This is a genomic window from Paenibacillus sp. FSL P4-0127 (assembly GCF_038007325.1).
Lineage (GTDB): Bacteria > Bacillota > Bacilli > Paenibacillales > Paenibacillaceae > Fontibacillus > Fontibacillus macerans.
Genome location: NZ_JBBOWY010000001.1, coordinates 5116051 through 5128265 on the forward strand (window position 1 = coordinate 5116051; position 12215 = coordinate 5128265).

At 54.0% G+C, this 12215-nt stretch carries 8 protein-coding genes; 1 reads left to right on the forward strand and 7 read right to left on the reverse strand.

Annotated elements, in window-relative coordinates; translation table 11 throughout:
• Position 1: 1 nt before the first annotated feature.
• Both NYE74_RS22980 and NYE74_RS22985 read right to left on the reverse strand, forming a co-directional pair.
• Positions 2 to 1561, reverse strand: a complete 1560-nt coding sequence (locus tag NYE74_RS22980; protein ID WP_240751598.1) for a response regulator transcription factor — start codon at positions 1559 to 1561, stop codon at positions 2 to 4.
• A gap of 384 nt (positions 1562 to 1945) precedes the next feature.
• Positions 1946 to 3400 carry an aminotransferase-like domain-containing protein gene (locus NYE74_RS22985; RefSeq protein ID WP_316560744.1) on the reverse strand — a complete coding sequence of 485 codons (1455 nt, stop codon included), beginning with the start codon at positions 3398 to 3400 and terminating at the stop codon, positions 1946 to 1948.
• A gap of 107 nt (positions 3401 to 3507) precedes the next feature.
• On the opposite strand from NYE74_RS22985, the gene NYE74_RS22990 reads away from it, so the two are divergent.
• Positions 3508 to 4437 (forward strand): DMT family transporter, encoded by a 930-nt coding sequence (locus tag NYE74_RS22990; protein ID WP_036623914.1) that lies wholly within the window; start codon positions 3508 to 3510, stop codon positions 4435 to 4437.
• Positions 4438 to 5430: 993 nt separating this feature from the next.
• On the opposite strand, the gene NYE74_RS22995 is transcribed toward NYE74_RS22990, so the two are convergent.
• The 5 genes from NYE74_RS22995 to NYE74_RS23015 form a co-directional block, all read right to left on the reverse strand.
• Positions 5431 to 6099, reverse strand: coding sequence for a GntR family transcriptional regulator (locus tag NYE74_RS22995; RefSeq protein ID WP_036623916.1), 669 nt, complete (start codon positions 6097 to 6099; stop codon positions 5431 to 5433).
• Positions 6083 to 6790 (reverse strand): hypothetical protein, encoded by a 708-nt coding sequence (locus tag NYE74_RS23000; RefSeq protein ID WP_036623917.1) that lies wholly within the window; start codon positions 6788 to 6790, stop codon positions 6083 to 6085. Before NYE74_RS23000 ends, NYE74_RS22995 begins: the two co-directional genes overlap by 17 nt.
• 34 nt (positions 6791 to 6824) lie before the next feature.
• Positions 6825 to 8957 carry a hydantoinase/oxoprolinase family protein gene (locus NYE74_RS23005; RefSeq protein WP_124332855.1) on the reverse strand — a complete coding sequence of 711 codons (2133 nt, stop codon included), beginning with the start codon at positions 8955 to 8957 and terminating at the stop codon, positions 6825 to 6827.
• Between the two features lie 15 nt (positions 8958 to 8972).
• Entirely contained in the window at positions 8973 to 10325 is a 1353-nt protein-coding gene (locus NYE74_RS23010) for a citrate transporter (RefSeq protein ID WP_213510780.1), read from the reverse strand.
• Positions 10326 to 11098: 773 nt separating this feature from the next.
• A complete protein-coding gene (locus tag NYE74_RS23015) occupies positions 11099 to 12088 on the reverse strand; it encodes a pectinesterase family protein (RefSeq protein WP_036623919.1) in 990 nt (329 codons plus the stop codon).
• Positions 12089 to 12215 lie beyond the last annotated feature (127 nt).

Below are 12215 nucleotides of genomic sequence, written 5' to 3' on the forward strand. Positions count from 1 at the left end.
ATCAGTCCCTCTTGCCGTCAGTATGTCTGCGGTATTGGCTGGGCGACATCCCCGTCTGCTTCTTGAACACCTTGGTAAAATAGCTGTGGTCCGAATAGCCGGCCCGCGCGCTGATCTCCGAAATCGTCAGCTCGCTGGCGCGCAGCAGCTCGGCCGCTTTGCTGATGCGGATTTTGTTCAGATATTCGCTGAACCCTTCGGCATTATGAGCCGAAAAATAGCTGGAAAGATACGACGGATTAAAATGAAAATGCCGGCTGAGCGAGCTTAGGGTGAGCGGCTCGCCGTAATGCTCGTCGATATATTGCAAAAGTTGCTTCATATTGCCAGCGGCAGCCGGCTGGGAATTGGCGGCCGCCAGCTTTTCCGCCTCCTCCAGAAACGCGTTCAGCAGCCCAACCGCTTCGCTTGCGTCCTTCGCCTCGTCGATCGCTTTAAAATAAGCGTATTTCATATCGTCCAGGTCCTTCAGACGCTCATTCGTTTCCGTAATAACGACGGTCATGTTGAAAATGGCGTTGCCGAGAAACGCTTTGAACTCGAACGGCGGAGTCCGGTAATTGCCCGCGGCCCGGGCGGCATAATCGCGCAAGCGGCCAAACGCCTCGCCATAACGTTCCTTTCTTAGGTCGGCCAGCAGCCGCTTCATCTCAAAAACCTCCGGCTCCCGGGCGGGCGGCAGTTCATCCTGCAACATCAGCACCCGGTCCGGAAAATAAAACCGGAAGTGGAGCAGCTGCTGCCATTCCTCGCGGTAAACCGCCTCAAGCCGGTTCAGGTCGGCAAAGCCGGAGCTTACCGCCCAGACCATTTCGGGCATGGCCTCCGCTTTGCCGGCGGCAAGCTCTTTGACGGCGTGAACGGCCTGGCGAACGTGCTCCCGCGGCAGGTTGACCAGCATCAGCAGCCGCTTGCCGTCCACAGGGATCGTCCTTGGCCGAACCGGAAAAGGCGCCTCCTTCAGACGCGTCTCCAGGCCGGCGGCAAGCCCGGCGATATAGCTGTGCGGCTCCCCGGCGACCCGGCTGAGGTCCGCCCCGAGCAGCATAAACATGTCGTACGGAAAAAACTCCCGGAGACGTTCGCCATCCTCGGGCTGAAAGCCGGCCAACAGCCGCTCAAGCATTGGATCCAGCGGCAAACCGCCATCCCCCGTCAGCTCTTTATAATGCAGTCCCGGAATTTTCCGCGCCGTATTTTGCAGCACCTGCAGCAGTTCCTCCGTCTCCAGCTTGGGCTTCAGGATATAATCGGCAACCCCGCTCTGAAACGTGGAGCGAACATAATTGAATTCCCCGTAGCTGCTGAGCACGACAACTTCGATTTGAGGAAAGTGCGCCTTCAAGACTCGGGAAAATTCCTCGCCGTCCATGACCGGCATCACGATGTCCGTAATGACGATATGGGGCGACAACCGTCCGATCATCTCCAGCGCTTCCTTGCCGTTCGAGGCTTCGCCGACGATTTGAAAGCCGTATTGCTCCCAGTTCAAATGGTGTTTAATCCCCTGCCGCACCAAAATTTCATCATCAACGATCAAGATTTTGCACAGCTCGCGCATCCCCAGTCCCCCTTTTGCTGAAAGTTATACTTAGTTTGACAGCGTTTTCATTATTGCAAGTGCAGATATGCGCATCTCCAATTTATATATGCTAACATAAGATCAAAAATTGGCAAGCAGCCGTAAACCTTCGCATTAAAAGGCCACAGCCCGGGGAGAATCCTTTGGACTATGGCCAGTTCTCGCGCATGCATCCGTACCCGGCCGGCGGAACATGCCTACGAACCCAGCAACCTTACGGACCTTGCCCGGCCCGCCTTGATGTTGAAGCTGCCACAGCCTTGATATTGCAGCTAATACAGCCTTGATATTGCGGCTGACACAGCCTTGAAGTTGCGGCTGACGCAGCCTTTGGCGCCGACGAGGGCGCGGCCCACTGAAGCGCTACTCCCAGCGCTCCAGCATCCGGCACAACCCGACAAACCGCTTCAGACCTTCCCGCGATTGCTGCTCGTTCAGATAAGAATAACTGAGCCTGATCCAGGATGAGAACGATCTTAACGGGTCGCAGATAGAGCCGGGCACGAAGGTGATGGACTGCTTCACGCTTTCGACGAGCAGCCTATCGATCGAGACCGTCTCGGGCAGCTTGACCCATAAATTAAAGCCCCCCTCCGGGCTGGACCACTCCCAGCCTGCCGCGGCAAGCTGCTCCTCCATGATGTCCCGCCGGATCGCCAGCGCGATCCGCAGCTTTTCCAGATGCTGCTGCATCCGCTGCGAAAAGAAATAATGCAGAAAAATCTTCTGATTCAGGAGCGGCGTTCCACTGTTGGACAAAGATCTGGCTTTTAAGATATGTTTCATCACGGGCGGGCGGCAGGCCGTAGCGGCGATGCTGAGCCCCGGGGCCACGTATTTGCTGAAGCTGCGGATATAGATCGTCCACCCCTCCGTATCATAGGCGAACAGCGGCAGCGGAGGTTTTTTGCCGAAATAGATATCCCGGTAGGGATCGTCCTCGATCAGCAGGCATTGATATTGCTGGGCAAGCTCGACCAGTCTTTTGCGCTGCTCGGCCGGAATCGTGTAGCCCGTAGGATTATGAAAGGTAGGGTTGAGATAAAAGAGGCGTGGCTTATAGGACTGCATCAGTCTTTCCACCTCATCCAGCCGATAGCCGGATTCGCTTATTTCGATTGGAACGATGTTGGCCCCCCGCCCTCTGAAGACATCGATCGCCGGGCTGTAAGTGGGCCTTTCCATTAAAACGGAGTCCCGCGGTTTGACCAAAACTCTGGCCAGCAAATCGATGGCCTCCTGCGAACCGGAGGTTATCAGCAGTTCATCGGCCGACAGATGGAAGTGATATTGATCGGCTAAATAACCGCATAAAGCTTCCCGCAGCTCCATATCTCCCTGTATGCTTCCATAGGTGCCCAGAACTTTGGGGTACAAATCGAACACCTTTTTCACGTATTCCGAGAAATAGTGGTTCGGCAGCAGGTTGGGATCAAGCAGCGCTTTGGAATATTGATAGTCGGCCTGGACCTGATGGATTTCCGAAAGGCTGCCGCCCTGAACGCTGGCCAAGACGATCGGGTCGTCCCGCGTTTCGGCGGGCAGACTGCTGCCGGGCGACACATAGTAGCCTGATTTATCCTTCACATATACGGCTTGGCTTGCTTTCAGCAGTTGGTAAGCTTTAAACACCGTAAGCCGGTGGACCTGAAGCTCCGCCGCCAGCTTCCGCACGGAAGGCAGCTTCTCGTCGGCCCGCCACTCCCCGCGCCGGATTCTTTCCTGCACATAATCGTAAACCTGTTCGTACAGCTTATCCGCTTGAACTGCGGAGAACGCGGAGAACGCGGAGAACGCGGAGGAATTATCGTTTTCCACTCCAGTCCCGCCCCCTTCCTTCCATTTCAACTTCAATCTGTTCTATTATATTCGATCTGTTCTATAAAGTCTCCTGTATGATGGAGACAACGACAGGAGGAATGAATATGGTTTTACTGAATTACATCGTGATGTGTCTCATTTTCGGGACGACCTTTTTGGCCATTAAAGTGGGGGTTGATGCCGGGGCGCCGCCTTTTTTCTCGGCGGGGATTCGCTTTTTTCTGGCGGGCTGCGTCCTGTTTGTATGGATGGCGTGGAAAAAGAAAGCGCAGTTGTCGCTGCTGTTCCGCAAGGAGATGTTTCTAACCGGAGCCGGGCTCACCTTCGGCGTGTTTGCCCCGTTGTATTGGGCGGAGCAGTATTTGAGCTCAGGCATTGCCGCGGTATTGTCGGCGACGGGGCCGCTGATGATTCTGCTGCTGGAGACCCGCATCTCCGGACGCAAGCTGGCCCGCAGCTCCTGGGCAGGCTGCCTTACCGGGTTCGCCGGAGTGATCCTGCTGCTGCTGCCCGATCTGACGGTTGCGCTAAGCCCGCTCTGGCTGCTCGCCTGCGCCGCCGTTTTGTTCGGCGAGACTTTTTACGCGGCCGGGACCGTCTATTCCCGCCGCGTCATCCGGCGGTTTGAGGATACTTCGCCGATCGCCTTGAACGCGGCGCAGATGATGCATGGCGGGGCGCTGCTGCTGGTTTTGTCGCTGTTTACGGAAAACATCAACATCGGGTCCATGCTGGCGCCAAATGCGCTGCTGCCGCTGCTGTACTTGATCGTGGCCGGCTCCATGATGGGCCATACGATATACTACTGGCTTGTCGCCAAAACGAATCCCGTGTTCCCGGCGACCTGGCTTTATATCTCGCCGTTGATCGCCCTTACCCTGGGCGTGCTGCTCTACCATGAGCCGCTTTCTTTCGTGTCCGTGATCGGCGGGCTTACGATTATCGGCGGAATCGCGCTCGTCAACCTGGACAACCTGAAGCAGTTGGCGGGGAAAAAAGCAGCGCTGGCCGGTAAAGCAAGCGAAGCGGGGTAGGCGCGGTAGGTGAGACCGGCTAGGTAAGCGCGGCCCGCACGGTAGGCGCGGCTGGCGAGACTGGCACGGTAGACGCGGTGGGCGAGGCTGGCGCGGCGGGCTGGCCAGCACGATAGACGAGGCCGGCACGGTAGGCGAGACCGGCAAGGTTGGCGAGACCGGCAAGGTTGGCACGAACCGGAGGGCTCGCCGCGTTCATGGGCCGGGGGTTTCCCTTGAGCTGGCGCCTTTGCCCCAGGGCAGGATATCCGGCGAAATGCAAAAGTGCATGCGACTTTTGTCGAAACTCCTCAATGTGGGCAGCTCAAATGCAAATGTGCAGTTCATTTCCTCTCAAAAGATACTTTTTGATCAATTCGACGATTTTCAAATGCATTTTTGCATTTCATCCGCTCATAAAGGGAATTTTGTCTGAAATCAAATGCACTTTTGCATTTGATCAGTTGCTCCTGCGGTTGATTCAGCTAACTTAGAAAAGCGTTCCCTTTGGCGAGGCTCTTTGTCGTGTACACCCATACGCTGGTTGCGCAGGAGTGTTGGGATTTCCTCTTCGGTTCTACTACGAGAATCCTTCCCCTTCTTGCATGAGCAGGGGCACCGAGAACTTCGGCACTTTCGAATCTGTGGAAGCTGCCCTAACGGACTCCAGCGACCTTATCCGCCCATTCCCCGGGTATTTCCCGGCCTAACGGCCCCACATGTCTCTATCTAGCTGAAAACCAGGTCATCCGGACCGATTCGAGTGAAATAAGGTCATATGGGTCCGTTAAATTTTGCAAACCTCCGTTTTTCCGAAAATAACGGCTCTATGGAGCCCCTTAGCCTCCAGCTCCCTCCTCTCCTCTCTTCTCCTCGCTTCTCCTCGAGTTCTCCTCGCTTCTCTACCCGCCTCATCGGCCTCTGCCTGACCGGAAATTTGATAACGTTAAAAAAACCGCCATTCACATACAATGGCGGTTCCTTGATTCTAGGGGAGCTTCTTCATTCTAGGATTCAGAAAAACTGCGGGTATTGCTTGGCCATGCTGTTCACCTGCTCCAACAGGCTGCCCGAATGCTCCTTCACGGCTTGGCGCAGGGCTTCCGCATCGCGGCGGCGAATGGCCGCGACCATGTTCTCATGCTGACGGATATGGGATGGCAGAGCGCCCTCCATCTTGCCGTACAACAGACAAATGCGATTGTAATGGGAAGCTACCGTTTCAATCGTATTCCAGGCAAGCGATTCTCCGGCCGTCTCAAAAATAAGCTGGTGAAAACGATTGTCCTTATGGTAAAACTCGATAAAATACTTTTTGTCCGTGTATTTCTTCTGCTTGTTGATCAATTCCTGCATCGTGTCCGCCACCAGCTCACTGCACTTGCGGATAAATTCATCCACCACGGCGGATTCCAGCGATGTGCGAATAAACCATTCCTCGCGTACCCGCTGCAAATCGATTTTGGAAACCACCGTTTTGCGCTGGGGATAGATTTCCACAAGTCCCGACTGCTGCAGGCGCACGACGGCTTCCCGCACCGGCGTCCTGCTGACGCCGTAACGTTCGGACAACTTCTGAACGCTAACGTCCATGCCCGGCTCCAACGTCATATTCATAATATCTTCTTTGATTTTATTGTAAGTTACGTCATTTAATGAACTGCTGTTATTTATTATCTTCAACGGTTTCCCTACACCTTCCCGAACCCACTCCTAAAACGTCACGATATATGGTTTCCGCGCCGGAAGAATCGTAACTGAAGTACAAAAGAAAATCCAGAATAAACGGGGAGTAATTTAGTCCGTTCAGCTCCCGGGTAAACGCCATGGCGCCGATTTCGCTCAAAGCGCGGATCGTAGAGCGGTGTTTAAGCCCAAGCAAATTCCACAATACGACTTTTTCGGTCCGCGTATAAATTTCCGGCTCAAACCGCTCTTCCACAACATGAAAAATTTCATGCCCCAGGATAGTATTCATTATATCATCTTGCCGAAATAGATCAACCAAGCCCGGAGCTTCCCCGGACACCAGCCGCGCCGCCTTGCGCACGGGTTCCACCATTATTGTTACTTTGTCAGGCGGGGTATAGCAGGCAAACAGAATCCGTTTTCCCGTCACGGAAGCATCCTGGAACTCGATCCGGAGCTTCAACCTTTCGGCAAGCAAACGTACATCCGCACATCCATACTCCCCGCTGATCCGCCTGGCATATTGTTTGCCGCAAGAAACCGCCCCCGCAATCAGCTCCGCTTTTTGCTGCGGCCGTATACGCTGGTTTAAAAGATCCCTCGAAAAAGCATACCGTCCCCACGTTTCATCATTCACCCTGAGCAGCGCCCAGAGCATATCTCCCAATTTGCTTGGCTCCCCCATGCTCCCTCCGTTCCCCTTCCGTTTTCCACCGTTTTCAACTCTGCTTGATATTGGCGGCGACCACGATGATCTCGGTCTCGGGTTCAAAGGTGGACACTTCAATATCCATCAACAGTTCCAACTGTGCGAAATCGGATGCGGTAAAATCCATAACGCGCGCGCCGATGCACAGATAAAAGTCCGGTCTGGCAATGAGCTCCGTTTTATAAACGGCCATCGCTTCCCACAGTTGTTCCACGGCTTTGAGATATGCTCCGGCGGTTGTCTTGATCGCCATGGCCCGGCCGCGCTGAATTTTAATGAAGCCTTTGCTGTCCAGGATACGGACGGCCACGGCGTCTCCCGCTTTTTCAACCTTTTCGCCAAAAATATAAAAGTATCTGGTTTTCTCCAGCAACTCTGTCCGCTCAGCGGAAATCCGCATGTCGCCTGCGGCGATTTCCTTCAGTTCCGCTTCGCTGCATTCCTTTAGCAGCTCGTTGGTTTTGACCTCAGTGGAACCGGTGGCAATCGCGGTGACCTTGGAGGTTTGCGGATCGATATCGATATGGATTTCCACGCTTTCCGGCGTTGCCCCGCTTTGGATGGCTTTATTCATCGCTTCCATTTTAATCGCGCTGATGTCCTCCTTGGAAGGCGACGGGATGATCCGCTCCACCACGTCCCTGACCATGGCCAGGGCGACGCCGATCGAGGAAATGACCTCGGCATTTTCGGGGATGCTGTACTTTAGTCCCATCTTTTCCGCAAAATACACGATCAGCGAAGCCGCTCCGCCCCCGACCCCCACCAAAGAGATCTGATCCTTCTCCAGCTTGTATTTGTCCGCCAGCGCCAAAATAACCGGTTCGATTTTGGCGTACGCCTTCTCCATAATCTGCCCCGCGATATCTTCCACCGTCGTCCCGCAATAATCAGCCAGCGCCTGCATCGCCTTTCTTGCCGCTTCCGCATTGCCGTAGGAAAAATGCTCTTCCTTCACCAGTCCCAGCACATTGGCCGCGCAGGAATTCGTGATCGTCACCCGTTCGCCGTTCTCCAGCCGGATCGCCACATAATCCGCCGGATCACCCGGTTTTGGCGAGAAAAATTCCACCTTGGCCCCCTTGATTTTGGCCGGGTCGGTAAACACCGCATAATCGAGGCCGGCAATATGCGCGGATCTCGGTCCGACATCGATGACTCCGGTTTTGGCCGCGCGGACCATCGAACCCCCGGCCACGCCAAGCACCCGCACATCCAGCGAATTGACATAGGTGGGGTGACCGCCGACGATCGAGTAATCGATCGCCGGCCGCCCGTTTTTGATAACCCCGATATTGGTTGTCGTGCCGCCGACCTCAAAATACACGCCGTTGGAGGCGCGCAAATACATCAAAGAGCCCATCACCGAAGCGGCCGGACCGGAAAGCATCGTAAGAATCGGGCGTTTCTTCATTTCTCCGATTTCCATCACGCCGCCGTCGCCGCGCATAATCATTAGAGGCACGTAGACGCCGGCTTCCCTTACGGACCGCTCCGTTGAATTTGCCGTGTCCAGCATTTTGGGTAAAATACTGGCGTTGATCGCCGCCGTTCTTGTTCTGCGGGTCAGTCCGTACAACTTCGTAATATCCGACGCCATCGTGGTGGGGAGGCCTTTTTTCTCCGCTTCTTCATACACGAGCTGCTCGGGTCTGCCGTTGTCGACGCCAAAGGCCATGGACGGAACAATCACCTGCGCCCCCATCCTTTCCAGCTCTTCGATGACCTGCAGCACGGTTTCCTGCGTCATTTTTTTGACATTGATAAAGCTGTTGAAAATTTGAATCGCTTTGTTGTTTCCCAAATCGATGTTCGCTAGTTTCGTCTGTCTTTTGGCCAAAAAACCTTCGAATCCGCCTTTGCCCATCCCGACAATGCCGACCTGGGCGATATCGCCTTCGATCAGCGCGTTGGTTGCTTGCGTCGTACTGTGCGCCACAAAAACGACATCCTCCGGTCGGATGTTATTTTCCTGCAAGCAGTTTTGAAAACATTTTACTACTCCGGCGGCCACGCCCCTGGCATCGTCATGCGTCGTTTTGACCGACGATTTGCCGATAATCTCGTGGGTTTCGTTGTCAATGGCCACGGCTTTGGTATGCGTCCCTCCTACATCAATCCCCATGCGAATTACTCTGCCCATGTTTATCCTCCAACCTTATACGAGATTACCGTACATGACAAAAACGACGGCGCATAGAATAATCCCAATAATCCAGCCTGAAGGGATGGACATCTTCATGAAATCCCTGGCCGGTACCTTCGTATAGCCGAATCCCCAGGCGACCCAGGATTGGGTAACGTCAAGGTGCTGCGGTGCAACCGTGGTGACGGCGAATAATGGATACAAAAATTGCACCGGCCAGGCGGCCGTCGATACAACCACGGCCAGAATGGCCGCCCCGGACCCGACCAGATTCATCGGCCCGCGGAAGAAGCCAAGCGGCGTTAAAACCGCAAACACGATGCATAGCAAAAGCGCCGTCTGCGGCATCACTCCGCCAAATAGAATTTTAAAATAAGGGGAAGCATATGTAGCCGCGTTGTTGAACATGGCGAGCGTCAGCAAAAAGCCGATCATGGGCGCCACATCGATCGCGCCGTCGGCAAACTGCTTTGAAAGCATGCGGCAAATGCCGGCAAATCCGCCCTTTAGCTTGCCGCAGGTCCACAAAGCGAACAGGCCGGCAACAATAAATCCGAAAATAATCGGAATTTTGAACGCAACCACGCCGATCACCGGAAGAATGATCGAAATCCAGGAAATGGCGGGCGCATCTCCGGAATTTTGTTCTTCGGGCGTCGTTGCCGCCCAGGCGCGGGATATTTTCTTCTTGTTCATGGAAAGATTGGCTACAATGAGCACAACGACCAGCGAGACGGCCATCGCAATCATGCCGAAGGTGAAGTAGGCGTTATAATCATAGCTGGCGTAGCTTTCGTTGGCGGTGGCGAAGATCGCCTGATACTGTTTGAAGTTGACGATATTCCCGAAAATCCCGGCCATAATGGAGCCCATGAAGGAAAATAAGGCGATCGGCGAAGGAATGCCGAGCGACAGCATGATCGGCAATACGATGACGGCAATGGAAATTACCGGCCCGATCCCGGTCATGGAGGTAAAAATTACGGCCGTAACAATACATAGGAGCGACATCGTCACTCGCGGTTTGTCTCCGCCCAGTTCCACTACTTTGCGGATTAACGTCGCGGCGATCCCGGTGTCGATCAAAATTCTGCCGAAAAAAGCCCCGAAAAAAATGTTTACAAGGATAGCTTTACCGTAGTTTTCGGGTCCTGTCTGAAACACATTCGTCAGCACGGAAACCCAAGATTGCCCTTCCATCGTACCAGTGGGGGAAATCGCGTTACCGATTAAGGCGAGTGCCGTCCATAATACCGACATGATAAAAAAGCCCACCATGAGGTTATAGCCCTTCACGCAGTACCATACGAGTCCGAAAAACGACAGGACCATCATGAAACCGATTACAAAATTGGCTGCATCCACAAAATGCCCTCCTTAAAGTTTTGTGAGCATTGCTTCCTCAATACGGCATCGTAGAAACTCGCTTCGGAAGCACTACTGAATTAGGAATAAAACAACGCCAACTAACATACTAACATGCTATTTGCTATAACTGACATGTTAGTTTTGTGTCAAATGGTACCATGGCCGTTGTATAACGTCAATATACATTTTCACATAACTTTGAAATCGCTTAAATTCGCCTTGCCATGCAAAAAAGCCCGCAAATTACCGTGAAGGCAAATTTACGAGCTGAGTTGCGTGCTGAGTTGCGTGCTGAGTATTAGTGGATGCATGATGGTACGAAGCGCTACGGGTTCGTGGGCCGGCGGTTTTACCATTGCCGTTTACGACAGGACCGGAGGGGGCAGAGCATTCCCCGAATTTCCACAAACTGCAAAAGGACATGCGATATTTGTCAAATTCTCCCGAAACGGCCCATCGAAATGCAAAAGTGCAGTTCATTTCCGCCCAAAAGATACTTTTTTATCAAATAGCTCCAAAACAGATGCATTCTTGCATTTCATTCACTCAAAAAAGGGGATTTGCGTGAAATCAGATGTACTTTTGCAGTTGATTCGGCAGTTGGTCCCTTCACGAGGCGCCGGCCCCCGCAAAAAAACGGATTAACTCAAGGTTATTCGATGGTCTTCGTCGAGTTTCGTCGGGCCCTCGTCGGGTCTTCACGGTTTTTTTGCGGTCTTCTCCCGGGTTCCGCTCTTTCGGCAACAAACACGGTTCAATCGGCCGCTTGCTTACCTATCAAGCCTTTCCTGCCGCCAAAAATCCGTCCCCGAAAATACATGTTCCGGGCGATACTCGTATTCTTTCGCCGTGTCTTCCGCATATCCCGCCCACGGAACACGCAACGAGCGCAGCCGGGCGGCATCCTTGCTTCTTGTCCCCAATTCCATATACCGGACCGTCGCCTCGTTGGCGGGATTGTTCCAGTTGTCCCAGCCCTTAGGATGAATATGTTCATCCATCAGGCAATCAACAAACACGGTTTGCGCATACTCCCGCCAAGGGCGCCCCAAGTATACCGAAGCTTTAGGAACGCCCGGTTCCGCCGTCAGAAAACAATCGCGGAAGACGTAGCCGTGCTGCTGCCCCTGCGGCGTCGACGCTGCCGTTATATAGCCGACGCCGCAGCCTTCATGAACGAGGCTGCGGATTTCGCAAGCCTCGAACACCGCCGCCGCTCCGCCGAAGATGAAATCGACCGTCCCTTCGATATAGCAGTTTTGATAGTGCTGGCGGTAATGCTCATGATGCTCCTTAAGCGGAATCCCGCCGAACGCGGCCCTTTCCCGCGGCGCCGGGGGCAACGGGCCCGTGAACAGCGTATCCTGATGCCCTTTGAACGTACAGTTTCGGAACACTGCCTGGTCGCAATGCGCATACACCGCCACCGCCTGCCCTATCCGCTCGCCCTGCCCGGCCGTGTTCGAGATCGTCAGATTCTCCACAACGAGATGGCTGCCGCCCAAAAACAATGTCGGCGTGGCAAACGTCCCGATTTCCTCGCCGTGTTCATCCCGCTCCTTGGCATACCGGTTCATCGCGATTTCGACGTACCCGATGCCGACGATGCGAAGATGGGAGCGGTAAATCACCACCTGTTCTTCATATCGTCCCGCCAAAATGTACAGGGTTTCCGGCTGCATGGCGGCATCCCGCTCCAGCGCATCCACCGCTTCCCCGATCGTCCGGTAATCGCAAAACGATTCTTTTCCTACCAGCATGGTTTGCCAATCCCCCCGGTCAAATTATTCCGTCCGCTCACAAAGGCGACCGCAAGTTATACTTCCGATGCAGCTTTCTTTCAGAAAGCTTTCAGTTTCTGCGGAATCATTTTACTCCCTTGCCTGC